This is a genomic window from Inquilinus sp. 2KB_23 (assembly GCF_052115705.1).
GTDB lineage: Bacteria > Pseudomonadota > Alphaproteobacteria > DSM-16000 > Inquilinaceae > Inquilinus > Inquilinus ginsengisoli_A.
In genome coordinates, this window is record NZ_JBFRHF010000020.1 from 121,449 (window position 1) to 146,543 (window position 25,095).

The 25,095-nt window shown below is 69.7% G+C and carries 25 protein-coding genes; 5 read left to right on the forward strand and 20 right to left on the reverse strand.

Going from position 1 to position 25,095, the window contains the following annotated elements; all coding sequences use genetic code 11:
• From AB4112_RS24180 to AB4112_RS24255, 16 genes are all read right to left on the reverse strand, one after another.
• Complete coding sequence (locus AB4112_RS24180) at window positions 1-993, reverse strand: ABC transporter ATP-binding protein (RefSeq protein ID WP_309792380.1); 993 nt, start codon at window positions 991-993, stop codon at window positions 1-3.
• 141 nt (window positions 994-1,134) lie between these two features.
• A complete protein-coding gene (locus AB4112_RS24185) occupies window positions 1,135-1,599 on the reverse strand; it encodes a carboxymuconolactone decarboxylase family protein (RefSeq protein WP_441723487.1) in 465 nt (154 codons plus the stop codon).
• Complete coding sequence (locus AB4112_RS24190; protein ID WP_441723488.1) at window positions 1,596-2,021, reverse strand: hypothetical protein; 426 nt, start codon at window positions 2,019-2,021, stop codon at window positions 1,596-1,598. Before AB4112_RS24190 ends, AB4112_RS24185 begins: the two co-directional genes overlap by 4 nt.
• Window positions 2,022-2,052: 31 nt before the next feature.
• A complete protein-coding gene (locus tag AB4112_RS24195) occupies window positions 2,053-2,814 on the reverse strand; it encodes an SDR family oxidoreductase (RefSeq protein WP_441723489.1) in 762 nt (253 codons plus the stop codon).
• A gap of 185 nt (window positions 2,815-2,999) precedes the next feature.
• Complete coding sequence (locus AB4112_RS24200) at window positions 3,000-4,706, reverse strand: ATP-binding protein (protein ID WP_441723490.1); 1,707 nt, start codon at window positions 4,704-4,706, stop codon at window positions 3,000-3,002.
• Window position 4,707: 1 nt separating this feature from the next.
• Window positions 4,708-5,139, reverse strand: a complete 432-nt coding sequence (locus AB4112_RS24205; RefSeq protein ID WP_309792386.1) for a response regulator transcription factor — start codon at window positions 5,137-5,139, stop codon at window positions 4,708-4,710.
• Between the two features lie 59 nt (window positions 5,140-5,198).
• Window positions 5,199-5,846, reverse strand: coding sequence for a response regulator transcription factor (locus AB4112_RS24210; protein WP_441723491.1), 648 nt, complete (start codon window positions 5,844-5,846; stop codon window positions 5,199-5,201).
• Window positions 5,847-5,980: 134 nt separating this feature from the next.
• A complete protein-coding gene (locus AB4112_RS24215) occupies window positions 5,981-7,483 on the reverse strand; it encodes a mechanosensitive ion channel family protein (protein WP_441723492.1) in 1,503 nt (500 codons plus the stop codon).
• Between the two features lie 221 nt (window positions 7,484-7,704).
• Window positions 7,705-8,994 carry an ABC transporter substrate-binding protein gene (locus tag AB4112_RS24220; protein WP_441723493.1) on the reverse strand — a complete coding sequence of 430 codons (1,290 nt, stop codon included), beginning with the start codon at window positions 8,992-8,994 and terminating at the stop codon, window positions 7,705-7,707.
• 28 nt (window positions 8,995-9,022) lie between these two features.
• The gene (locus AB4112_RS24225) at window positions 9,023-9,856 is read right to left on the reverse strand and encodes a carbohydrate ABC transporter permease (RefSeq protein WP_309792390.1); all 834 of its coding nucleotides are present in this window, start codon (window positions 9,854-9,856) and stop codon (window positions 9,023-9,025) included.
• Window positions 9,846-10,694: a carbohydrate ABC transporter permease gene (locus AB4112_RS24230; RefSeq protein ID WP_441723494.1), complete on the reverse strand. Its 849-nt coding sequence runs from the start codon at window positions 10,692-10,694 to the stop codon at window positions 9,846-9,848. The genes AB4112_RS24225 and AB4112_RS24230 overlap by 11 nt, the downstream gene beginning before the upstream one ends.
• Window positions 10,695-10,845: 151 nt before the next feature.
• Complete coding sequence (locus AB4112_RS24235; protein WP_309792392.1) at window positions 10,846-11,706, reverse strand: TauD/TfdA dioxygenase family protein; 861 nt, start codon at window positions 11,704-11,706, stop codon at window positions 10,846-10,848.
• Between the two features lie 110 nt (window positions 11,707-11,816).
• Window positions 11,817-12,482 carry a TetR/AcrR family transcriptional regulator gene (locus AB4112_RS24240; protein WP_309792393.1) on the reverse strand — a complete coding sequence of 222 codons (666 nt, stop codon included), beginning with the start codon at window positions 12,480-12,482 and terminating at the stop codon, window positions 11,817-11,819.
• Window positions 12,483-12,584: 102 nt separating this feature from the next.
• Entirely contained in the window at window positions 12,585-12,878 is a 294-nt protein-coding gene (locus tag AB4112_RS24245; RefSeq protein ID WP_309792394.1) for a hypothetical protein, read from the reverse strand.
• 253 nt (window positions 12,879-13,131) lie between these two features.
• Window positions 13,132-13,392: a hypothetical protein gene (locus AB4112_RS24250; protein ID WP_309792395.1), complete on the reverse strand. Its 261-nt coding sequence runs from the start codon at window positions 13,390-13,392 to the stop codon at window positions 13,132-13,134.
• Window positions 13,385-13,828 carry an amidohydrolase family protein gene (locus AB4112_RS24255; protein ID WP_309793148.1) on the reverse strand — a complete coding sequence of 148 codons (444 nt, stop codon included), beginning with the start codon at window positions 13,826-13,828 and terminating at the stop codon, window positions 13,385-13,387. Before AB4112_RS24255 ends, AB4112_RS24250 begins: the two co-directional genes overlap by 8 nt.
• 67 nt (window positions 13,829-13,895) lie before the next feature.
• On the opposite strand from AB4112_RS24255, the gene AB4112_RS24260 reads away from it, so the two are divergent.
• From AB4112_RS24260 to AB4112_RS24280, 5 genes are all read left to right on the forward strand, one after another.
• A complete protein-coding gene (locus AB4112_RS24260) occupies window positions 13,896-15,107 on the forward strand; it encodes a LysR family transcriptional regulator (protein WP_309792397.1) in 1,212 nt (403 codons plus the stop codon).
• Between the two features lie 166 nt (window positions 15,108-15,273).
• Complete coding sequence (locus AB4112_RS24265) at window positions 15,274-16,215, forward strand: ABC transporter permease (RefSeq protein ID WP_441723495.1); 942 nt, start codon at window positions 15,274-15,276, stop codon at window positions 16,213-16,215.
• A complete protein-coding gene (locus tag AB4112_RS24270; protein ID WP_441723496.1) occupies window positions 16,212-17,084 on the forward strand; it encodes an ABC transporter permease in 873 nt (290 codons plus the stop codon). The genes AB4112_RS24265 and AB4112_RS24270 overlap by 4 nt, the downstream gene beginning before the upstream one ends.
• A gap of 4 nt (window positions 17,085-17,088) precedes the next feature.
• Window positions 17,089-17,856, forward strand: coding sequence for a glycerophosphodiester phosphodiesterase (locus tag AB4112_RS24275; RefSeq protein ID WP_441723497.1), 768 nt, complete (start codon window positions 17,089-17,091; stop codon window positions 17,854-17,856).
• A gap of 107 nt (window positions 17,857-17,963) precedes the next feature.
• Complete coding sequence (locus AB4112_RS24280; RefSeq protein WP_441723498.1) at window positions 17,964-19,484, forward strand: ABC transporter substrate-binding protein; 1,521 nt, start codon at window positions 17,964-17,966, stop codon at window positions 19,482-19,484.
• Between the two features lie 249 nt (window positions 19,485-19,733).
• Here the strand turns inward: AB4112_RS24280 and AB4112_RS24285 are convergent, their stop codons facing one another.
• The 4 genes from AB4112_RS24285 to AB4112_RS24300 all read right to left on the reverse strand — a co-directional run bounded on the left by AB4112_RS24285 (window position 19,734) and on the right by AB4112_RS24300 (window position 25,088).
• Window positions 19,734-21,197, reverse strand: coding sequence for an alkaline phosphatase family protein (locus tag AB4112_RS24285; protein ID WP_441723499.1), 1,464 nt, complete (start codon window positions 21,195-21,197; stop codon window positions 19,734-19,736).
• Window positions 21,198-21,241: 44 nt separating this feature from the next.
• Entirely contained in the window at window positions 21,242-22,222 is a 981-nt protein-coding gene (locus tag AB4112_RS24290; protein ID WP_441723500.1) for an ABC transporter ATP-binding protein, read from the reverse strand.
• Window positions 22,219-23,316: an ABC transporter ATP-binding protein gene (locus AB4112_RS24295; RefSeq protein ID WP_441723501.1), complete on the reverse strand. Its 1,098-nt coding sequence runs from the start codon at window positions 23,314-23,316 to the stop codon at window positions 22,219-22,221. Before AB4112_RS24295 ends, AB4112_RS24290 begins: the two co-directional genes overlap by 4 nt.
• Before the next feature lie 113 nt (window positions 23,317-23,429).
• A complete protein-coding gene (locus AB4112_RS24300) occupies window positions 23,430-25,088 on the reverse strand; it encodes a serine hydrolase domain-containing protein (RefSeq protein WP_441723502.1) in 1,659 nt (552 codons plus the stop codon).
• Window positions 25,089-25,095: the final 7 nt, after the last annotated feature.

Consider the following 25,095-nt stretch of genomic DNA (forward strand, 5'->3'; position numbering starts at 1 on the left):
TCAGGCCTCGCCGGCGCCGTGCAGGTCGTAGAACCGGGCGATGACCTCCTCGATGGCCGGCTGCTCGACATGGATGTCGTCGACCGCGTGCCCTGCCGTGATGGCCGCGATGAGCGCCGGGGCGTTGGTCATGCGGGGATCGAAGGCAAGCTCCATGGACCGTCCGCTGCGACCCCGGATCTCGACGCCGGGCAAGGCGAGATCAGGCGCATCCTGGGCGAAATCCACGAACAGCCGGCGCTCGGTGAGCACGGTGGCGCGCAGGGCTTCGAAGGGGCTGTCCGCTAGGACCCGGCCATGGCCGATGACGATGACCCGCTCAGCCAGGGCCTCGATGTCATGCATGTCGTGGGTGGTGAGCAGGACGGTGACGCCGCGCTCGCGGTTCAGTGTCTTGATGAATTCCCGCACCGCCAGTTTCGAAGGCGCATCGAGGCCTATGGTCGGCTCGTCGAGAAAGAGGATCGACGGCTCGTGCAGCAGGGCCGCGGCAAGTTCCGCCCGCATGCGCTGGCCGAGCGAGAGCTGTCGCACCGGCTGGTCGAGAAGACGCTCCAGCCGGAGCATCCCGACCAGCTCGTCGCGGGTCGTCCGGTAGCGTCGCGGATCCACCCGATAGATGTCGCGCAGCAGGTCGAAGCCGTCGATGACCGGCAGGTCCCACCACAGCTGCGTCCTCTGGCCGAACACGACGCCGATGCGGGCAACGTGGCTGATGCGGTCGAGATGGGGAACCAGACCGTCGATCTCGACCCGGCCGGAATCGGGCCGCAGGATCCCCGAGAGAATCTTGATGGTGGTCGATTTACCCGCGCCGTTGGGGCCGATGAAGCCCAGGAGTTCCCCTCGCTCCAAGGCGAAGCTGACGTCCTTCAGCGCCTCCACCGTGCGCCAGCGTCGGCGGACGAGTCCGCGCACGGCGCCCAGCACGCCGGGATCGCGTTCGGCCACGCGATAGGTCTTCGCCAGGCCCTGAACCAGGATCTGGGCCATGGCGGCCCCCGGAATGTCAAAGAAGGGGCCGACAGTATTGGCCCGCTTCAGCGAGGTCAACGGCGGGTCGATTATCGGGATGGAACGTCTTGCTTGGGGTGACGGGACTGCGCCGCCGGGGCGGCGCAGTCTCCGGATCGATCAGGCGGCGTCCTTGGCCGGCACGTCGACCTTGGGGATGGCGCGGAGGCCGACCTGCACCCGGTTCCACAGGTTGATCGTTCCGATCAGCAGGGTGAGGTTGCCGATCTCGGTGTCGCTGAAGCGGCCCTTCAGCACCGCATAGTCGGCATCGGGGGCGCCCGTCTCGGCGACCTTGGTCAGGCTCTCGGTCCAGGCCAGCGCGGCGCGCTCGCGGTCGGTGAACACAGGGGATTCCCGCCAGGCATCGAGCAGGTGGATCCGCATCGGGCTCTCGCCATGCTTCACCGCGTCGGTGGCGTGCATGTGGATGCAGAAGGCGCAGCCGTTGATCTGCGACGCGCGCAGCTTCACCAGTTGGATCAGGCTGTGCTCGAGGCCGCTGTTCTCCACAGCGGTGCCGACGGCCATCATCGCCTTGGTCCCTTCGGGGGCGACCTGGAAGATGTTCAGGCGCGGGGTCATGAGTATCTCTCTCTGAGGGAATGGGTCGAGCGGGCGTCCGAAATCGCCCAGAGGGTCAGGAGCACCCCGATCGCGGCCGGGAGCGTCACCGCCGGAAAGTCGCGGATCAGCACCGACGGCCCGCAGATGCCGACGGCGACCTCCCAGTAGTGGAACAGGGCGTGGCCGCCCAGCCACAGGGTGGGCGCGGCCCAGAAGATGATCCGGTGCCGCGGCTGCGCGGCGCCGAACAGGTAGGACGTGCCGACGAACAGGAAGATCAGTCCGATATCGCGGATGAAGTGCTGGTTGAACGGGCCGGTCGTGGTGACGCCGGGCACCGCGAAGTACCAGGCGTCCGGCGACAACAGCATGAACACGCCGTTCGCCTCGGCCAGAACCCCCATGAGCACGGCCACGCCGACGCAGATCTGCTTCAGCATCGCTGAGTCCTTTCTTGATGGACGTCGCCGGTCACTTCTTCTTCGGCGGCGGGACGTTGGCCAGCCACCAGTCGATGGTGGTGGAGCCGAGGCGGGCATCCGGGCCGGGCATCAGCGACCGGTCGTCCACCTTGATGCCGTAATACGGCGCCTGCGGGTCCGTGATCACCTGGCGCGGATCCTTGTCGTAGGCGAGGACCTTGGCGATCATGTCGTCGAGATGGACCGGGACGGGTCCGCCGACCTCCCGCATGCCGTTCGCCGGTGCGGCCAGCGCCGCCTCGGCCATCGCGGCCGCGACGTCCTGCGCCGCCATCGGCTGGAACAGCGTGTGCGGCAGGCGCACGGCGCCATCCACCATGGAGATGTCCGCGATGGTGCGGATGAACTCGAAGAACTGGCAGGCGCGGAGCAGGGTGTAGGGGATCGGCGAGGCCTTGATCAGGCGCTCCTGCGCCAGCTTGGCGCGGAAATAGCCGCTTTCCAGCAGCCGCTCGGTGCCGACGACCGACAGGGCGACATGGTGCCGGACCCCGGCCTTCACCTCCGCCGCGGTGATGTTGCGGCCGGCGGTCTGGAAGAACTCCATCGCCGCCTGCTCCTCGAAGGACGGGGAGTTGGCGAGGTCGACGACGACGTCGGCCCCCGTCAGCGCCTCGGCCAGCCCCTGGCCGGTGACGGTGTCGACGCCCGTGCTCGGGGCGGCGGCGAGGGCGTGGTGGCCCTTCTGGCTCAGCATGGCCACGACCTTGGACCCGATCAGGCCGGTCCCGCCGATGACGACGATCTTCATGGATTCACCTCTCACGGTCTGGCCATCGGCGGCCGCCCCGGTCGAGGGTCCCTCCCCTTCACCCCGCGGCCGGCGCCTGGCAACGAGCGGAAGGATCGCGGATCGCCCCCTCCCCGACCATTGTGCCGACCGCCAATCCCGCACATCAAAGGATGGACGAACCTCGACCTTGGCACAGGTCGGGCCTACAGCGGCCGCGTCTCCCAGCCCTGCGCCGCGATGGGCTCCGCCGGAAGCCACAGCCGGAAGCACGCGCCGCCCTCGGGACGGTTCGAGGCGACGATGCCGCCGCCATGCGCCGTCATGATCGACTGGCAGATGGCGAGGCCCAGCCCCATTCCTTCGTCCTTGGTGGTGAAGAAGCCCTCGAAGATGCGGTCGAGGTCTTCAGCCGGGATGCCGGGCCCGTTGTCCCGGATCACGAAGACGACCTCGCCGGCTTCGCTGAGCCCGGTGCTCAGTTCGACCAGCCCGCCCTTCGCGCCGGCCTGGCCGATGGCCTGGGCGCTGTTGACCAGCAGGTTGACGATCACCTGCTGCAGCTGGACCCGGTCTCCGATCACGCGGGGCAGGCCGAGCCCGAGCCTTGCCGACAATCGGATCGAGCGGGTTTCGATGTCATGGCGAAGGAACAGCAGCGCCTCGTCGACCACCTCGTTCAGCTCCAGGGGCCGGCGCTCCGGCGCATGTTTCGCCGTCATCGCCCGGATGCGCTGGACGATCTCGGTCGCATGGCGGGCACTCGCCGCGATCCGGGTCGTTAGTTGCACGACCTTCGCCAGGTTCGGCTCGTCGCGCGCGAGCCACCGCAGGCTGGTCTCCGCATTGGTGAAAATCGCGGCGAGCGGCTGGTTCACCTCATGCGCGATCGAGGTGGCGAGCTCGCCGAGGGTCGAGATGCGGGCAGCCCGCGTGAAATCGGCCTGAAGCTGGCGAAGCTGCGCCTCGGTGCGAAGCCGGTCGGTGAGGTCGTCCAGGCTGATGACCGTCACATCCAGCTGTTCCGGCGGCGTCGGAAAGGTCACCGCCAGTTGAACGTCGAGCAGCCGGCCATCGAGCGTGCACAGCTTCATCACCTCGGCATGGCTGCGGCGCCCGTCGAATTGCGCGACCATGACCCTCCGGGTGGTCTCGGGGGACGCCTGGAGCAGGCATTTCACCGGGCCGACAAGATCCGTCGCGCTCGTCGCGCCGAACAGCAGCGCCGCGGCCCGGTTGATCTCCGTGATGCGCACGCTCTGCTCCGCGAAGGCGAGCAGCTCCGGATGGGCATCGAGATAGGAATCGAGGTCGTTGACGCCCTCTGCCTTCAGCCGCGCGAACACCCGGCCCATCGCCCTCGCGTCGACCCGGAGGAGAGGGTTGGGTATGTGGTGGATGAGCTTGCGGTAGCGTTCCTCGCTCGCACGCAGCGACCAGTAGGAACGGCGGTCGTTCACCGCGCCCCTCACGGCCACGAACACCGTGTCGGCGCCCGTCTCATGCGAGCGCCACACCGTCAGCACGGGATCCTGCAGCAGCAACGAGCCGATGTCGCGTGTCCGGATCACGCGAGGGGACCGGTCGGTCGCGACATCAGCGATCAGTTCGGCAAGATCATCCTGGCTGTCCGGCGGCCAGAATTCCGCGATGGGCCGGCCGATCATCTCCTCGCGGCCCGCAGGAGCCCCCACCAGATGCGCGGCGCGCTCGTTGAGGCCCACGACGCGGGAGCGCCCCAGCACCTCCCCCACCCAATCCGCCTGGGGCTCGCGGCCCGACGGACCGGCGCCGACGAACATCCGGGCGTCCGCCGTGTCGAGCTCCCAATAGGGCGACCCGCGATACAGCGCATCGAACTCCGGGACGAACCCGGCGTGAAGCTCGCTGGTCGAAGAACGCATCTCGGACATATCAGCCTCCGGGTAAGTCTTCTTCGTCGAGCTGTTCGTCGCGTCCGTCGTCGTGGCCCAGCACCGACCTGAGGTGGTCGAGAAGCGCGCTGTCGTCCACCGGTTTGGCCAGGTAGGCGCAGGCGCCGCCGTCCAGCGCCCGCGCCCGCGTTGCCGGATCGGGCGCGGAGGTGATGATGACCACGGGCAGGGTCGAACCGAGGGCGCGCAGCCGGCGATGCAGATCGATCCCGTCCATCCCCGGCATCCGCACGTCGGTGATGAGGCAGTCGAACCGTCCGGGTGCGTGGTGCGCGAGGAAGGCCGCCGCACCGTCGAAGGCGCTGCAGGAAAACCCCATCACCTGGAGAAGCTCCGACAACGCGTCGCGCATGGCTTCGTCATCGTCGACGATCGCGATCACGGGCACCTTGGACAAGCGGATGGCCTTCATTGATGCGGCTGTGCCCCCATGTCGCGCCATCCGCGGCCCACCCGTAACTATCCCGTGGTTTAGGTCGGCTCCTCCTCGCGAAGGTCCGGCGGAAGGGCCTCCCACGCGCGAATGAGCTCACCGACGGATGTGGCGTTCATCTTCCTCATCGTATTGCTGCGATGAAGCTTGACGGTGACCTCGCTGATGCCGAGGTCAAACGCGACCTGCTTGTTGAAGCGCCCCAGCGCCACGGCGCACATCACCTGCCGCTCACGCCGGGTCAGGGTCTTGTAGCGGTCGCCATGCAGCCGGGCGACCCGGGCCTTGGCACGCTGGGCGACATCGCGCTCGATGCCGATCGTGACGGCGTCCAGCAAGGTCTGGTCGCGCACCGGCTTGGTCAGGAAATCGATGGCGCCGGCCTTCATCGCCTGGACCGTCATCGGGATGTCGCCGTGGCCGGTCAGGAAGACGATCGGCTTGTCCTTGCCGTTGGATGCGAGATGCTGCTGCAGATCGAGCCCGCTCGTCCCGGGCAGGCGCACGTCGAGGACCAGGCATCCCGAACGGTCCGGCAGTGTCGCGTCCAGCAGCTCGCGCGCCGATGCGAACCCGGCGGCATCGAGCCCGACCGAAAGCATGAGCTCCTGCAGTGCGAAGCGCACGGCTTCGTCGTCATCGACGATCAGCACCAGGGGGCGCTCGGTTGCGGCGACCGTGTTCATGGCCAATCCCGGTTCGATGAGGCGATTGCGGTCAGGTGAACCATAATTCGGACCCTAACAGTCCTTAATAGGGATCGCAACGATAATTGAGGATATTGTTTATCCTTAATCAAACGACGGTTCGGCCATCCCTGTCAGCCCACCGGCCGTCTCCGGAACACGGTCTGGATGGCCCCCAGGAAGAAGTGCGGGCTGCGGTCATGCTTCGGCCCGTGGGCCGCCTTCGCCTGGGCTTTCAGCGCCCGCGCGGAGAGGCTCAGGGCCAGATCCTCGGCCAGGGCCGGGCGGTTGTGGATCAGGGGCTCGAATGCGCCCTGATCGACCTCGTAGACCACGACGCGCGTCATGGCCTCCAGCGTGCAGACCTCTCCCATGCCCGCCAGCAGCCCGGTCTCGCCGAAGAAGTCGCCGGGAGCCAGCCGGCCGGCCTCTTCCCCGCCGCGATGCATGACGACGACGCCGGCGCGGAGGATCATCAGCGCGGACAGCGTGCCGCCCTCGCGGACGATGACATCGCCCCTGCGATACTCCCGCGTGGAGGTCGCGTCGGCGAGGGCCTGCTTCTCCTCGGGCGTCAGGGCCGCGAAGATCGGCATCGCCTCGATCAGGGCCATGGGGGACACATGGGGCGGACGCGCCGTCTCCTCGGTGGGCAGGTCCGTGGCGGCAATCAAGGCGTCCGGCGGCAGCGCCAGCAGCAGCCCCGCCGCCTTGCAATGGCGGTAGACGAGATCGAAGACCTCGTTCCGGGCCTGCGTCCGCTTCGCCGGGCTGGCGACCCGGAACTGCAGCTCCATCTCCAGCGCCGCCGCATCCAGGCCCCTCAAGGCGACCGACGGCGGCGGGTCCTTGACGGTGGCATCGGCGCTGAGGAGGGCGAGATGCATCACCTCCATGATGGATGCCGGCATCCGCGTCGGGGCGAGACGCACGGTCAGCGACACCAGATGCGACTCGTCGGGCCGGCTGACATTGGTCACACCCAGCCGGGCCAGAAGGCTGTTCGGCAGCACGACCATGTTGCTCGAGCCGCTCAGGAGATGGGTCGCGCGCCAGGTGCTCTCGACCACCCTCCCCTCGGTCCCGTCGGTGAGAACGATCCAATCGCCGATCGCGAAAGCCCGGCCAAGCGTCATGGCGACGCCGGAAAACACGTCGCTGAGCGTGTTCTGAAGGGCAAGGCCGAGAATGATGGCGATGACGCCCGACGTCGCGACCAGAGTGCCGATCGGAATGCCGAAGACAAAGGCGAGGACCGACAGGGCCACGCCGAGATAGACGGTTCCAACGACAAGGTCCTGGAGCAGGCGCGCCTCGTGGGGGCGGCTCTCGAGGACGAGGTAGATGCGCACGAATCCGATGAGGGCCCAGGCCAGATGCGTCCACCACAGGAGCCGCGCGGAGACGACGAGCAAGGCACCGTCATACTCGGTGGGGCGCCCCTCGGAGATCGATGGAGACAGGTTGCTGCGGACGAGAATCGCGGTCATCACCGCGAAAAACGCGATCTGCACCAGGAGCCGGGTGTTCGATCGCTGTCCCGGGATCAGGTGCCACACGATGATCCCGGCGACGCCGACCAGGTTCAGGTGCGCGAGCGGGGACTCCAAGAGCATCGAGGTGGGAAGCCGATCCATTCTGCCGCATGTCCTGTTCCGGCCGGGCAGCGACGGGAAGCGGACCTCACGTCGGTCGACCGACACCCACGTCATTCGTGAGCCTTGCAGACAAGCCTATCGTGCGAGTGCGGCCTTGGGGATCGGCCCGAGGGAGAGATCGACCAATACCGCGGCACAGGTCGACCGAGCCGATGCTGCGGGGTCTGGCGCTCTGCTCGAGCCGTCGGCGCCGGGCTCGATCAGGCCGGCATCAGTGGCGTGACTCTCTCCACGATCGCCGCAACCGCCTCCTGCGGTGTCTTGCGGCCGAGCACCGCAAGCTGGACCTCCTCAAGGAACGTCGCCTGCGCCCGCACCGCCTCGGGGAAGGCCGGAAAGGCCGGGCGCGCCTTGGCCAGCGCGGCGGATTCGATCTTGGCCAGCGGCTGCGCCGCCGCGAAATCGGCGTCGGCATAGGTCGAGACGCGGACCGGGCCGTTGCCGTTGCACGCCGCACCCAGCGTGACCGCCTTGCTGGAGACGGCCTTGATGAAGCTCCAGGACAGGTCCTTGTCGGCCGAATTGGCCGGGATCACCATGGCCCAGGATTCCACCACCGCGGCCATGGTGCTGCCGGCGGGAAGTGTCGCCGAGCCGGGAAACTCAACCGCCTTGATCTTGCCCGGGACCGAGGACTGCTCGGGGTTGTTCAGCTGCGCGAACCGGGCGAAGGGCAGCACGCCGAACGCGGCCCGGCCCTGCTGCAGCCAGGTCACCATGTCGTCGTTGCGGGTGTTGGCGTAGCTGCGGGGCAGCGCGCGGGCCTGGAACAGGTCGGCCAGCACGCTCAGGCCCTTTTCCATCGCCTCCCGGTTCGGGACCACCTTGAAGTCCGAACCGATGAAGTCGCCGCCGAAAGCCCGGGCGAACATCACCGGAAAGACGGCGAGGTCGCTGGCCAGGATCATCCCGGTCACCGGCGTCCCGGCGGCGGAGGTGAAGGTCAGTTTCTTCGCCTGCTCGACCAGTTCCTCGACCGTCGTGGGCGGCGCGGCGATGCCGGCCTCCTCCAGCAGGGCCTCGCTGTAGAACAGCGCCTGGGTGGCGTGGCGCACCGGAATGCCGACGGTCTTGCCGCCGACAGTCATGGCGCGGCGCAGGCCCGGGGCGATGTCGTCGATATCCTCGATCGGGTCGGACGCCTGGTAGCCGTCGAGGGGTTCGAACAGCCCGGCGATCTGCGGCGTCATGCGGTTGTCGACGACGAAGCCGACATTGAAGGTGGTCTGGCCGAGGCTCGCCTCCCGGAACAGCCGGTCCTGCAGCGGATTGCTGTCCAACGTGGTCCAGGTGATCTCCGCCCCCGCGGCCTTGCACCACGGGGCGATCACGTCGCCCGCGCTGCCCTTGGTCAGCACATTCTGGTGCACCAGGTGCGACAGCGCGTTCAGCGTCCTGGTCTGTCCCAGGGCGGCGCGGCCCAGCGCCATCGTCGCGGCGCCGGCCATCGTGCTGGCGAGTAGTCCCCGCCTTGTCAGATTGATTGCCACGCTTGTCCTCCCCTGTGGTGGGTGTCGATCACCCCTTGGTTGCGCCGGCCGTCAGGCCGGCGACCAGGAACCGGTTCATGACCATCACGAACACCAGAACCGGCAGCAGTTGAACCGTCGCGGCGGCGAACAGCACGCCCCAGTCGACCCCGTCGACCGAACTGATCATCTCCGACAGCACGAAGGGCGCGGTCTTGGCCTTGGTCGCGGTGAAGATGAAGGCGAACAGGAACTCGTTCCAGGCGAACACCACGACGAAGACGGCGACCGCCAGCATGCCGGGCGCGGCCAGCGGCAGGATGATCCGGCGCAGGACCGTGAGCCGGCTGGCCCCGTCGATGATGGCGGCTTCGTCGAGTTCGCGCGGGATCTGGTCGATGAAGGTGCGCATCAGGATCGTGCCCAGCGACACGAAGAAGCTGGTGTAGAGCAGGATCAGCACCAGATGCGTGTCGTTCAGCCCGAGCCAGTTGACGATCGGGAACAGCGGCAGGGTAACGACGATCGGTGGGATCAGCCGCACCCCGATCAGGAAGAAGATCGAGCCGGTGAGCAGCCGGCTCTTCTGCCGCGAATACACGAAGCCGGCCAGTGAGCTGATGGCGACGGCCAGCACGGCCGAACCCGCCGTCACGATCAGGCTGTTGACCAGTCCGTCGAAGAAGCTGCCCCAGCGCTCCCACAGGTTGGCGTAGTGAACCAGCGTCGGCTGGAACAGGAGCTTCGGCGGCACCGCGAAGATGTCGCGGCCCGGCTTGAACGACGACAGGACGATGAAGGCGATCGGGAAGATCGACCACAGGACGATCGCCGCGACCGCGACCGCCTTGCCGATGCCGATGAGGCGGCGGTCAGCGCGCATCGGCCGCCATCCCCCGCTTCAGCCGCAGGATGTAGAATGTCGCCAGCAGCAGCGAGACCAGCACCATGATCCAGGCGGTGGCGGCGGCGGTCCCGAAGGAGTTGTAGCGGAAGGCCTCGAGATAGAGGTAGACGGCCACCGCCTCGGTGGTGCGCGCCGGCCCGCCCTGCGTCATCAGCCAGATCTCGGAAAACAGCCGGAAGGCGAAGATATAGCGGAACAGCATCGCGATCAGGATGGCGGGCGCCAGCAGCGGCAGGGTGACGTTGCGGAACAGCTGGAACGACGACGCGCCATCGGTCCGGCCGGCCTCATACAGGTCCTTCGGGATCGCCAGCCGGGCGGCGTAGAGGATGATGAAGGTGAAGGGCAGGTGCAGCCAGATGGTCAGCAGCCCGACCAGCGTCAGCCCGTGTATCGGGATGAAGGTCCAGTCGAGCGACGGCAGCCCCAGCGCCTGGATGGCGAGGGTCACCGGGCCGACATCCGGGTCGAACAGGAAGCGCCACATCGCCGCCGCCGTCACCTCGCTGATGGCATAGGGGGCAAGCACCACGACCAGCAGGATGCGACGCGCCGGCAGACCGCTGGCGAACAGCAGGGCGATGCCGAGGCCGGCCAGCAGTTCGACATGCACCGCGACCGCCACGACGATCACGGTGTTCAGCAGCGACCGCCAGAAATAGGCGTCACCCAGGATGCGGGCATAGTTGTCGAAGCCGACGAAGGTCGGCGCCTGACCAAAGGTCGAGGCCTGGAAGCTGAGCCAGACGACGAACAGCGAGGGCAGCACGATGACGCCCAGCACCAGGACGTGCACGGGCGCGACGAACGGCAACGTTCCCGTCAGACCTTGTCGCAGACGCTTGAACCGCGTTTGCATTTTGCCTCCCGGGTCATGGTCTTCAGGCTTGGGGGCCGACGCTTCATGACCCCGAACGGCGGCTGCCCTGGCAATGCGCGGCGGTCGTCCGGCGCCGCGGTCCGTCTCAGGCCACGGCGGCCGCCGGCACCGCGCCCTCGACCGTCGTGCGATACATCACGCGGCGGTATCCCGGATAGTCGTTGATCGCCGTGTGCAGCACGAACGGGTTGTTCCACATGCCGAGCGTCCGCGGCTCCCACCGCAGCCGGCAGTTGAACTCCGGCCGCGTCGCCCGGGCCAACAGGAAGTCGATCAGCGGCCGGCTTTCCTCCTCGGTCATGCCCTTGAAGTGGGTCAGGACGCTGCTGACGAAGACATAGCGCCGCCCCGTCACCGGGTGGGTGCAGATCACCGGGTGCTCCACCGCGGCGTTCTCGATCGCCTCGATGTCCTTGGTCACGCCCAGCCGCTTCTGCAGCGCGTTGATCGCGAAGACGCCGCGGCCGCTGTGGATGCCGGTCAGGCCTTCGAGGATCGAGACCAGCCGCGGCGTCAACGACTGATAGGCGCGTTCGAGACTGGTGAAGCAGGTGTCGCCCCCGACCGGCGGGATCTCTTCGCCATAGAGCATGGTGACGCCCGGCGGCCGCGCCAGCCAGGCCAGGTCCATGTGCCAGTCCTCGCCGATCACCTTGCCGGTGTCGTCGGGTTCGCGCACGAACTTGACGATGTCGTCGAAGCCCGGCATCGGGGTGTGCACCGGGTTGCCGCTGAACGGGCCGAAGCGGCGGGCGACCTGCTGGAATGTCGCCGGCACCAGGTCCTGATCGCGGACGGCCAGCACATGGTATTCGTGCAGCGCGCGGAGGACGTCCTGGAAGATGTCGTCGGCGACTGTCCTCAGGTCGACGCCGATGATCTCGGCGCCCAGCGAGCCGGTGAACGGCCGGACCTCGAATTCCGCGAAGCTTTGATCCCGCAACACTTGCCTTGCCTCCCCAGACCGGCCTCGCGCGCCTCTTGAACAATCAGCGCTGACTTACCTGTAAGTAAGTATCCGAGGCCGCGAAAGCTGTCAACGGGCTCTTGCATCGACTACTCGCCTCGGGACGATCGGCCCTGCCGCTGTGCGCCGGCACCGATCATGCGGCCAAGGGCCTGGAACAGCAGGTCGATCTCCTCGAACCTGCCGGCATCCTGGGTCATCGGCGGACAGGACAAGAGGGTGACGCGAAGCACCCTCACGATGTCGTCCGCATCGGCGTCCGGGCGCAGCTGCCCCGCCTTGACCGCCTGGTCGACGGCGTGCCGCAGGCAGGTCTCGTAGGTCCGGTTGACGCGTTCCAGCGCCGCCACCGCCTTGTCGCCGAGGGTCGGCAGGTCATGGCGCAGCCGCGACAGCGGGCTCCAGACATTGCGGTCCTGGTCGCCCTTGTTGAACCGCTCGTAGTAGCGGCGGAGGTCGTCCAGTTGCATCGACAGCCGTTCGGCAAACGCCGCGTCCCCCGCCATCCAGTACCGCTCGATGCGGGCTTCGGCATTCGACGCGATGTCCTCGATCAACTCCCCCATCAGCTGCTGCTTGCTGCCGAAATGGTGATGGATGTTCGCCCGCGTCGTCCCGATCGACGCAGCGATGTCGCCGAAGCTGAAGCCTTCGTGCCCTCTCAGGACATAGAGTTCGGCGGCGACCGACTTGATCCGGTCGCGCGTGTTTCCGGCGGCATCGGGTTCGGACGGTCCGCTGTCCTGGCGTGCCATGTCGTGCGCTCACTCTTCGAATGGACTGAAGCCTTGTGAGCCAAACACGCGCGCCCTGTATAGCCCGCTGATCGGGATCCCGAGGTCAAAGCCCCGCCGCGGTCAGGGCATGGCGTCCCCGGCCTCGACATAGACCAGCCCCTTGGCGCGGAGCCGGTCGCGCATGCCGTAGAGGTCGAGGCCGAGCTCGCCGGCCTTCAGCCGGGCCCGCGTCTCCGCCTCCTTGCGCTCGCGCGCCTCGCTCAGCCGCAGCACCGCCTCGGCCCGCAGCCGTGGCACCACCACGATGCCGTCATCATCGGCCACGACCAGGTCGCCGGGCAGGACCAGCTGGCCGGCGCAGACCAGCGGCAGGTTGACCGAGCCCAGCGTCTCCTTGACCGTGCCCTGGGCCAAGATCGCCCGCCATCGCGCAGCATGTCGGGTAGGCTCCGCTCGCCCGAGACATGCTCGACGATCGGCGGGTCGGCGTACTCCTCGACATGGGCGGGGTCGCTGGTGACCCAGCGCATCCGCTCGATCGGCAGGCCGTAATCCTCGGCCAGATGGGCCCGCACCCACAGCCCCGTGGTCTGGGTGTAGGCGCGCACGCCGATCCGGGCATCGACCAGGTCCTGCGGCGCCACCACGCCATGGGCCCGGTGATAGATCAGGCAGCCGCGCTGCAGGCGCGCACCGCCGGCAGCAGCACTACCGGCCGGCCATAGGCCTTGGCCTGCAGCGCCGTGGCGATGGCGAGCTCGCTGAGATCGTATTCCGCCCGGCGCACCATCGGCGCGAAGGCCTTGTGCACCGGCTCGACCTCGACGAAGTCCAGTGCCACCTCATCGCTGCACAGGGCGCCGGACTTCAGCGCCGCGGTGTGCGGATAGGTGCCGAGCACCGTCTTCAGCCGAACCGGATCAGCCATGGCGCGGTGCCCCGAGCCCGGGATAGAGCCGGCGCGCCGACCCCGCCAGGATCGCCGCGCGATCGGCCTCGGGCAGCACGGCCAGGCCGGCCTTGGCCTCGTCCAGCAGGACGGCCAGGTCCCCTTCGGCGGCCGGGAAGTTCGACCCCCACAGGATGCGGTCGGCCCCGAACCGCTCGACCACAAGCGGGATGAAGGCGGTGGCGGTCGAGGCCCCCTGCCGGCCTCGTCCATCGCCGCCACCAGGCCATGATGGTCGACCGGACGGGCCTGGGACCAGTCGGACTGATGCCCGCCGAGCGGGGCGTGCGGATACCGCTCCACATCGCGCGAAATCACATGGGTATGGCTGTCGGCGACGTCCAAGCTCGTCCTCCCATAGCGACGCTCTCTCGGCCCCTGGAGTGAACGCTAGCCCCGAACCGCCCGGCCGGATTCATAGAAACGACGACGTGAGGCATAGATTATGGCTAAGTCTCTGGGAGAGAATTCCGGGACCTGCAATGTCGATCCAGCCCACCCTGAGACCGCTGACGATCTTCGATGCCGTGGTCCGCGCCGGTTCGGCCGGCGGGGCGGCGCAGGAGACCGGCCTGTCGCAGCCCGCCGTGACCCATGCCCTGCACAGACTGGAGGACGTGGTCGGCGTCCGCCTGCTCGACCGCGGTCCCGGCGGCAGCCAGCCGACCCGCGCCGGCCGGTTGCTGCACCGGCGGGTGGAACGGATGCTGCGGCGGATCGAGCTCGGCGTGCAGGAGCTGGGCGCCGAGACGGCGCGGTCCTATGCCCGGCTGGTCTCGCGCAACCTCTCGACGCCGCAGGTGCGCGCCCATCTCGCCATCGTCCGCCGCGGGTCGTTCCGGGCGGCGGCCCAGGATCTGGGCCTGGCCGAGCCGAGCCTGCACCGCGCGGCGCGCGACCTGGAGAAGACGGTGGGGACACCGCTGTATCGCCGCACGCCGCAGGGGTTTTCGGCCACGCCGGCCGGCGCCCTGTTCGCCGGCCGCCTTCGCCTGGCGCTGTACGAGATCGACCAGGCGCTGGACGAGCTGGAGGCCGAGCGCGACGCCACCGGCGGCCGGGTGTCGGCCGGCTGCCTGCCGCTGATACCCAAGCCCGTCCTGGCCCGCACCGTCGCCCTGCTGTTGCGCGACTATCCCGCGGTGCGGGTGGAGCTCGATGAGGCCCCGCACGAGACGCTGGTGGCCAGGCTACGCGGCGGGGAGCTGGACATTCTGGTTGGCGCCCTGCGCGACCCGCGCCTGGGCGACGACGTGGTGGAACGGCCCCTGTTCGCCGATCCGCATGTGGTCGCTGCCCGCGCTGGGCACCCGCTCGCGAAGGAAACCGTGCTGAGCGAGGCCGACCTGGCCCGCTTTCCCTGGGTGGCGCCCGCCCGCGACACGCCCCGCCGGGCCTTCGTCGAGGAGCTGTTCGCGCGCCTGCCCGTGCGGCCGCGGATCGTGGCCGAAACCAGTTCCCTGACGATGATGACCGCGATCCTGGCAGAGAGCGACTGCCTGACCCTGCTAGCGCACTCGCAGGCCCGCCACGAGGTCAAGGGCGCCGTCCTGGTGATGCTGCCGATCCGCCTCGGGTCGCCGCAGCGGATGGTCGGAACCACCATCCGGTCAGGCTGGCTGCCGACCCGGGTACAGCGCCGCTTCCTGACCCTGCTGCGCCAGGAATGCCGTCGCGTGGCAGAGGGGCCCTGAGCCCCACGAGCCGTCGGGGCAAGGCGTCGGGCTCGGCGTCATCAAGCGCGCTGGAACAGCCGGCGCGATCCGCGTCGGGAATTCGAGTCTTCCGCCCTGTCATCAACCCTTCATCAACGACCTGTAGATCTCCCGTCTCCATCACCGGGCAGAGGCGGATCGACGGGTGTTGCGTTTCCTGGCCGTGCGCGCGGCACGGGCTGTTCTGACGTTGTTTCTATGCGTCTCCGGCGTCTTCCTGGCCTTGCGGCTGGCCGGCGATCCGGCCGACATCATGCTGTCGATCGACACGCCGCCGGATGTCCGCGCCTATTACCGCGAGCTGTGGGGCCTCGACCGGCCGCTGGTCGAGCAATACGGGCTGTATCTCGCCAGCGCGGCGCGGGGCGATTTCGGGATCTCCTTCGCCGATGACCGCCCGGCCTTCACCGCCGTGGTCGACGCCCTGCCGAAGACGGCGCTGCTGGGCCTGTCGGCCCTGATCCTGGCGCTGCTGGTGGGGCTGCCGCTCGGCATCGTCGCGGCGCTGAAACACAACAGCGCGGTAGACCGCATCGCCATGGCATCCGCCGTGTTCGGCTACGCCATCCCGATCTTCTTCCTGGGCATCCTGCTGATCCTGCTGTTCGCGCTGAAGCTGCGCGTCCTGCCCTCGGCCGGCTCCGAGACGCCGCTGCACCTGCTGCTGCCGATGGTGACCCTCGGCCTGCCGCTGGCCGGGCGGCTGGCCCGCTTCGCCCGCACCTCGACGCTGGAGGTCCTGGGCAAGCCCTTCATCCGGGCGGCGAAGGGGCGCGGTGTGCGGCCGTTCGGCCTGGTCGTCCGTCATGCGCTGCCGAACGCGGCGGTGCCGCTGCTCATGTTCCTCGGCATCGAGATCGGCGGCATCCTGGCCGGCGGCGCGGTGACCGAGACGATCTTCGCCTGGCCCGGGCTCGGCCGGCTTCTGGTCGATGCGGTGGCGACGCGCGACCTGCCGGTGGTGCAGGCCTGCATCCTGACCATCACCCTGATCATGGTCTCCGCCAACCTGCTGGTGGATGTGGTCCACATCCTGATCGACCCGCGCCTCGGCGGCTTCCGGTCGGCCCGCGGGGCCGCGGCATGACCGCGAGCATCGACCCCGCGGTGCCGCAGCGGCGTGCTGGCCTCGCCATGTCGCCGGTGATCATGGCCTCGGCCGGCTTCCTTGTGCTGATGATCCTGGTCGCGGTCTTCGCCGACCAGCTGGCGCCGCTGCACTACACCACCCAGAACCTCGTCGCGCGCTTCCGGCCGCCGCTGTCGGCCGATGGCGGCATGACCCATCTCCTCGGCACCGACCATCTCGGCCGGGACGTCTTCAGCCGGCTGATCTACGCCACCCGCAGCTCGATCCTGATCGCCGTCCTGGGCACGCTGATCGGGGCGGTGGTCGGCACCCTGCTGGGCTTCGTCGCGGCGCGGTTCCGCGGGCTGGCCGACCAGCTGATCATGATGCTGGTCGACGCCCAGGCCGCCATCCCGGCCCTGCTGCTCGCCCTCACCATGCTGGCGTTCTTCGGCAACAGCCTGGTGCTGTTCGTCATCCTGGTCAGCATCGACGGCTGGGACCGCTACACCCGCCTGGCGCGCGGCCTGGTCGTGTCGGAGCAGAAGAGCGACTACATCAATGCGGTCGAGGCGCTGGGGGCCCGGTCGGGCCGGGTGATCCTGCGCCATCTCCTGCCCAACATCGCCGCCTCGCTGGTGGTGCAGGCGACGCTGAACTTCCCCGGCACCATCCTGCTCGAGACCTCGCTCTCCTTCCTCGGGCTCGGCGTGCAGCCCCCCGGCACCTCGCTCGGGCTGATGCTGGGCGAAGGGCGGCGCTATCTTCTGAACGCTTGGTGGATCGCCGTCTTCCCCGGCATCGCCATCTTCCTCACCACCCTGGCCATCAGCCTGTTCGGCGACTGGCTGCGGGACCGGTTCGACCCCACCCTCGGCAGGAGGTGACGCCGTGATTTTCTCATGGTCGCCGGCCCGCGACCGGCCCCTCGCCATCGCCCATCGCGGCGGCGCCCTGCTGGCGCCGGAGAACACCGCGCAGGCGTTCCGCGCCGCCGCCGCGGCCGGCGCCGATGCGGTCGAGACCGATCTCCGCCTGACGCGGGACGGCGCCCTGGTCTGCGTCCACGACGCCGACCTGCGGCGCCTGTGCGGCGATCCCCGCACCGTCGCCGGGCTCGACCTGGCGACGCTGCGCCGGCTGCTGCCGGGGGTGATGACGCTGGCGGAAGCGATCGCCGCCTCCGACCCGCTCGGCCTGCTGCTCGACGTCAAGCTGCCGGACCCGGCCGTCCTGCCGCCGATCCTGGGCACCGTGGCGGCGGCCGGCGCCGGGGCGCGGGTGCTGCTCGGCCTGCGCGATCTCGGCCTGGTGGCTGCGGCCCGGGCCCTGGCGCCCGACATCGCCATCCTCGCCTTCGCGGCCGATCCCGACTCCGCGCCCACCGCCCGCACCGCCGGCGCGGACTGGTTCCGGCTGTGGCAGGGGGCCGCCACCGTCGAGCGGTCCGCCGGCGTGCGCGCCCAGGGCCTGCGCCTCACCATCATGGTCGGCCAGCCGCGCGCCGAGCCGCTGCCCGAGTATCCCCCCTTCCCGGTCGGCGTCGTCGACCGCGACGGGCTGGACCGGCTGCGGATCCTCGCGCCCGACGCGATCCTGCTCGACGACCCCCGCCTTCTCGCCCGTGGGGCGGAGCCGCCCGCCGCACCGCCGCCCTGAGGCGGATCGTTCCCCGCTTTCTTGCCTGGACCTGTCCGGGTCGATCTTGAAGGAGACCAGAGTTGATCACGATCTCCCGCCGTCGCGTCCTGGAAGGAGCGGCCGCCATGCCCTTCCTGATCGGCGCAGCCTCGTCCGGCTTCGCCGCCGATGGCACTCGCCCCAACTTCACCGTCGCCGTGGCCGACCTGCCCGCGACGTTGGAGCCGGCGCGCGAGCTGTCCAATGTCGGCACGCGCATCACCTATTCGATCTTCGACACGCTGATCCGCCGCGACTTCCTGGGCGCGCCCGACGGCGGCGGCGCGGCCCTCAAGCCGCATCTCGCCACCAAGTGGGAGCGGGTGTCGCCGTCCGAGCTGATCGTGACCCTGCGGCAAGGCGTGAAGTTCCATAATGGCGACGAGCTGACCTCGGACGACGTCGCCTACACCTTCCGCGACGGCCGGATGTGGGGCGAGAAGGCCCAGATCCCCGGCGGCCGGCCGTATTTCGGCATCCTCGCCGGGGTGGAGCCGATCGACCGCTACACCGTGCGGTTCCGCACCAAGGCGCCCGACGTGCTGCTGGAGCAGCGCCTGGCCTCCTGGTGCGCCTGGATCGTCAATAAGCGCGCCTATGAGGAGATGGGCTTCGATGCCTATTCCCGGAAGCCGGTGGCGACCGGCCCCTACAAGGTGGTCTCGCACAACGCCACCGACGCGACCGTGCTGGAGGCCTTCGACGACTATTTCCTGGCCCGGCCCACCGCCGCGCGCGTGACCTTCAAGCGGGTGCCGGAGCTGGCGGCCCGCGTCGCCGGCCTGGTCGCCGGCGACTACGACCTGATCACCAACATCCCGCCCGACCAGACGAGCGTCGTCGGCGACTATCCGGACATCGACGTGCGGTCGGTGGTGCTGGCCAATGTCCATGTGCTGTGCTTCAACGAGAAGGACAAGGTGCTGTCGGACAAGCGCATCCGCCAGGCGCTGACCTGCTCGATCAACCGCCAGCAGCTGGTCGACGCCCTGTGGCAGGGCACGGCCGTGGTGCCGGCCAGCCACAACTTCCCGGAATACGGCCCGATGTATCTCGAAGGCCGCAAGCTGCCCTTCGATCCGGACCGGGCCAAGGCGCTGCTGGCCGAGGCCGGCTACAAGGGCGAGCCGATCGTCTACCGCACCCGGGCCAACTACTACACCAACGCGGTCGAGGCGGCGCAGATCCTGATCGAGCAGTGGAAGGCGGTCGGCATCAACGCCTCGCTGCAGGTGGTCGAGAACGACACCGGCATGCGCGGCCCCGATGCGCAGATCTTCAACTGGTCGAACTCGACCCGCCTGCCCGATCCGCTCGGCGCCCTGTGGATCGCCTGGGGGCCGGGCGGCGAGATCCAGGTGTCGGGCTTCTGGAACACCGCCGACGCCTTCAACAAGGCCGGCCGGGCGCTCGAGGCCGAGACCGACCCGGCCAAGCGCAAGGCGCTGTTCGGCGAGATGCTCGACATCTGGGAGGACGAGGCGCCGGCCACGATCCTGTACCAGCCGAGCGAGGCCTACGCGATCAAGAAGTCGATCGCCTGGCGGCCGACGACCTTCTACTTCATGGATCTGCGGCCGGACAATCTGTCGTTCGGCCAGGTGTGAGCCACCGCCATCCTTGGGCTCAACCTATTCTGATTGTCATGCCACGGCTTGACCGTGGCATCCAGGGGCGGCCAGAACGGCTCTCGACGGCCCCTGGATTGCCCGGTCAAGCCCGGCAATGACAGCAAAAGGGGCAGCCCCCTGCCTCACCCTCAGCTGGACCCGAGGGTCCAGGGGCGGCCGGAACAGTTACCGGCCGTCCCTGGATTGCCGGGTCGAGCCCGGCAATGACAGGAAGGGGAGACGCTCTTATTCCCCGCCCAGGATGAAGCGGCGGCCGTCCTGCTCCACGACATCGACGGTCTGACGGAACCCGCCCGCGCCGGCCTCGTGCCGGAGGATCCGGGGCGCTTCCCGCGCCGGGCGGGTCAGGTCGCGGCCCTGCATGGTGCCGGCCGGGTCCACCCCGAGCAGGCCGAGCACGGTCGGCGCGATGTCGATGATCCCGGCGGGTGCGGTGGACTGGCCGCCCTCCCCGGCCTCGGACCCGACGATCAGCACAGTGTTGAGCTCGTGCCGGTTGATGCCGCCATGCATGCCGCCGCCCAGCGGCACGTCGCCCGGCGTCATGATCCCCTGCCCCGGCAGGCCGTAGGCGTCGACCGACAGGTCCGAGCGCAGGATGAACATCAGCTCCGGCTGGCGGTCATGGCCGTTGCCCAGCAGGGACAGCGACAGGGTGCCCGCGATCCCGCCTTCGATCCCGTTGCCGCCGCGGGAGAAGACATGGCCGACCGTGGGCTGGTCCATCAGCCATGCGGCGATGCGGTCGATGGCGGCACGATCGCCGCGGAGCCCGCGGATCTCGCCGCTGCGGCCGCCGGTGGCGACGAAGGCGGCGTCGCCCAGCTGGTCCTTGAGGCCGATGTCGAAGCCGACCCGGCGGGCCTCCTCGAACAGCGGATGGATCGCGCTGGTCGTGATCTGGCCATGGTCGGAGGCGGCGATGACGGCGATGCGCCCGGCATCGGGCTGGGCGTCGACCCAGTCGAGGATGGCGCCGAAGGCGGCATCCGCCTCGCGCAGCCCGGCCTTGGCCTCGGGGGAGCCCAGGCCCTTGTAGTGGTAGGTGGTGTCGGGCTCGTTGAACCAGACCAGCGCCACGTCGGGCTTCAGCACCGGCAGCACATGCTCCGCCATCACCCGCCCGGCGTAGCGCAGCTCGTCGAGGCGCGGCAGGCCGCGTTCCGGCAGCGGCCCGATGCGCTGCACCACCTCCGCCACCGCCTCCGGCGTCTGGGTGCTCTCGGCCCCGGAGATCGAGAAGGTCCAGTGCCCGTTGCGGCGGGCGCGCGGGTTGATGAAGTAGGACGACCCGGCCGACCCGGTGTGCACCACCGCCAGCCGCCGGCCGGCCTGGGCCAGACGGTCGCCGAAGGTGTCGACATCGACCAGCCGGCCGTCGTGATGGCCGTCGACGCGCCGGATCAGCTCGCCGCTGCCGGTGTCGAACACCCGCTCCGGCAGGGCGGCCGGATGATAGAAGGCGTTGCCGACGATGCCGTGCACGGTGGGCGGGGCGCCGGTCGCGATCGAGGTGGTGGCGACGCGCGTCACCGACGGGAAGACGCTGCGCGCCTCGCGGAACCACGTGCCTCGGGCGGCGAGCCGCAGCAGGTTGGGGGTCAGGTCGGGCGTCACCATGTCGGGCCGCAGCCCGTCGAACACCGCCACGATCACCTGGTCCGCGGTCGGCCTCTCGTCACGCGTCATGAGCATCACTCTCGCAAGAAACTGGGGCGCAGGAAAACAGGGTGTCAGGCGGCCGCGGCCCGTGCGTCGGCCGGGACCAGGTGGCAGGCGGCCAGCCTGCCGTCCGGCGCGGGGCGCAGGGCCGGCGCCTCCGTCCGGCATCGCGGCAGGGCGCGCGGGCAGCGGGGATGGAAGGCACAGCCGGCCGGCCGGTCCACCGGGTTCGGCGGGTCGCCGGCCAGGACGATGCGCTCGCGCCGGCGCGGCCCCGGCATCGGCACGGCGGAGACCAGGGCCTCGGTGTAGGGATGGGCCGGCGCGTGGAACAGCTGGTCCGGCCGGCCCTGTTCGACGATGCGCCCGAGATACATCACCGCGACCTCGTCGGCGATCTGGCGCACCACCTTGAGGTCGTGGCTGATGAACAGATAGGCCATGCCGAAACGGCCCTGCAGGTCCTGCAGCAGGTTGATCACCTGGGCCGCCACGGACACGTCGAGCGCCGAGACCGGCTCGTCGCAGACCACCAGCTTCGGGTCGAGGATCAGCGCCCGCGCCAGGACGACGCGCTGGCGCTGGCCGCCCGACAGCTCATGCGGGTAGCGGTGGAACAGGTCGCCGCGCAGGCCCACGGCCTCCAGCAGCGCCAGGGCGCGGTCCCGCCGCGCGGCGTCGCCGGCCTCCAGGCCATGGATCGCCAGCGGCTCGACCACCTGGTCGCCGACGGTCAGGCGCCGGTCCAGGGCGGCCATCGGGTCCTGGTAGACCATCTGCATCGACCGGCGCAGGGCGCGCCACCGGGCGTCGCGCACCGCGGTCACCGGCGCGCCGGCGAAGGCGATGCGGCCGGCGGTGGCGGGCAGCACCCCCAGCACCAGCTTGGCCGTGGTCGACTTGCCGCAGCCGGATTCGCCGACGATGCCCAGGGTGCGGCCGGCCTCCAGCGTGAAGCTGACCCCGTCCACGGCGTGCAGCACGCGGCCGGCGCGGTCCCCGGCCACCGGGTAGTGCTTGGCCAGCCGGTCGACCGACAGCAGCGCGGTCATGCCGGAATTCCTTCGAGCACGGGCAAGCTGTGGGCCGTCGTGTCGGCAGCCGGGGCGTCCAGCCGCAGGCAGGCCGCGCTGTGCTGCGGGCCGTCGGCCGCGGTGAGCGGCGGCACGATCGCGCGGCACAGGGCCGTGGCGGAGGCGCAGCGCGGCGCGAAGGCGCAGCCGGGCGGCATCGCCTGCGGCGACGGCACCGTGCCGGGCACCGGCGTCAGCCGCGTGCGCGGGCCTTCCAGGTCCGGCAGCGCCGCCAGCAGGCCGCGCGTGTAGGGGTGGCGCGGATGGGCCAGCAGTGAATCGGTCGGCCCGGTCTCGACCACGCGGCCGGCATACATGACGGCGATGCGGTCGCACAGCTCGGCGACCACGCCGAGATCGTGGGAGATCAGCACCAGCCCCATGCCGGTGTCGCGGCGGATGTCGCGGATGAGGTCCAGGATCTGGGCCTGGATGGTCGCGTCCAGCGCCGTCGTCGGCTCGTCGGCCACCAGCACATCCGGCTCGCCGGCCAGGGCGATCGCGATCATCACCCGCTGGTTCATCCCGCCCGACAGCTCGTGCGGATACTGCCGCAGCCGCCGCCCGGCATCGGCGATGCCGACCCGGTCGAGCAGCCGCAGCGCCTCGGCCCGGGCGGCGGCGGCGCGCAGGCCGCGATGCAGGCGCAGCGCCTCGCAGATCTGGCCGCCGATGCGGTAGACCGGGTTCAGCGAACTGGTGGGATCCTGGAACACGAGGCCGATCCGGCCGCCGCGGACGGCCGACATCTCGCGCTCGGAGACCTGCGTCAGGTCGCGGCCGTCCAGCAGGACCCGGCCCGAGACGGCGACATCCTTGCCGAGCAGCCGGAGGGCCGCGAGCCAGGTGACGCTCTTGCCGCAACCCGACTCGCCGACGATGCCCAGCGCCTCGCCCCGCGCGATGGCGAGGTCGATGCCATGCACCACCGGCACCCGGTCGCCGCCGTGCGAGAAGGAGACCGAATAGGAGTCCAGCGCCAGCAGCGGCGCGGCGGCTGTGCGTCCCCGGCCGCGATCGGCCGGCTGCACGGGCGCCGGCGGGGCGGCGCTGTCGATCCTGGGGTCATGCATCTCACCGGGTTTAGTACGGCGGTCATGACCGGATGATGACAGCGCCCGCTCAACCGGCCGGATCGCCCATCAGGAGACACCGCAGCCGCGTCCCGGGAGCCGATGGACGGTCGCTATGCCGGTCCGTCCGCATGGCGCACCAGGAACATCGGCCCGACGCGGATGCCGGTGCGGCCCTCCTCCTCCCGGGCCGCCAGTTCCAGCGCCTCGCCCTCGTATAGGATCCCGTGCATGCGCCAGCTGCCGTCCGGCAGCTGCTCGCAGTCATGGGTGCAGAAATACTCGATCAGGCATTTCAGCTTTCCGTCGGCGTAGAGCAGATGGGTCGGGTTGAAGTCCGGGCCGTAGACCCCGAGATGCGGCGCCAGCTCGGCCGGCACGTCGGAAGCCATGGTGTTGCGCCGGTTCCAGTCCTGGCCCTTCCAGCCCAGCGCCCCGTCGGCGTGGACGGTCAGGTCGAGATGCGGATAGTCCGCCCCCTCCCCATAGATGCGGCCGTCGATGGTGAAGGCGTCGCCGCCGCGCCATTTCAGCTCCAGCGGCACGCCCTCGCCCATCAGGTACAGGCGGCCGTCCTTCTCCCGCAGCTCCACGCTCTCGCTGCCATCCGCCGCCTGGTAGACGGCCGGCATCGCCGTCAGGTGCGCCGCGGTCAGCGGCGGATGCTTCGCCGGCGGCGCCGGCGGCCGGCCCATCCGGCGCGACGCCAAGGCGAGCTGCAGCGCCCGTTTCGCCAGCCGGTCGCCGATCTGGTTGCTGAAGTCGAGGGTGGAGAAGGTCAGCGCCGCCAGCCCGGCATGGGGCAGCGCCGCCATCTGGGTGGCGTAGCCATAGACCGCGCCGCCATGGCCCACCGACAGCCAGCCATCGACCTCGCCGACGCCGAAGCACAGGCCGTAGCCCTTCTGGCTGCTGCTGTGGCCGGCCGGGCGCCGGCCGACCACCGTCCACATCTGCCGCAGGCTGGCGGGCGAGATGACGGAGCGGCCATCCGGGGCGAAGCCGCCGCGCAGCATGCAGCTGGCGAACTTCGCCATGTCGGGCGCGGTGGAGAAGATGGCGCCGGCCGGGGACCCGCCGAGGTCGAACACCGGCGCGGGGAAGTCGCGGTCGAAATCCCACATCCAGGCCGGGGCCAGCCGGTCCCGCATCTCCGGCGCCAAAGCGGCGCTGCTGTCCGCCATGCCCAGCGGCGCGAAGATGTTGCGGGCGACGTAATCGGCATAGCGCAGGCCGCTGACCTGCTCCAGCACCCAGCCGACCACGGCGATGCCGGCGTTCGAGTAGTGCATGATCCCGGCGCTGGGATCCTCCTTCAACACCGAGGTCTTCAGCCCCTCGACCGTCACCTGCAGCCCCGGCCGCCGGTCGTCGAGGTAGTGGCCGTCCTTCGGCTCGCGCACCAGGCCGGCGGTGTGGCTCATCAGCTTGCGCAACGACACCTGCGGCCCGTGCGGCCCGCTTTCGCGCCCGGCGAAGGGGTTCGCCGGATAGAAGCCGGGGATGTAGGCCGAGACGTCGGCGTCGATGTCGAGCAGCCCCTTCTCGGCCAGCTGCATGATGCCGATCGCGGTGAACATCTTGGTCAGGGAGCCGATGCGGAACAGCGAGCTTCCGTCCAGCCGGTGGCCGAGATCCGGCCGCACCACATGGCCGGTGGCGAGCAGCGTGTCGCGGTCGACCACGGCATAGGAGATCGAGGGGATCGCCTTGTCGCCGACCTCATGCGCGATGAATTCCTCCAGGCCGGCGGCCAGGGCACGGGCGTCCATTCGGTCG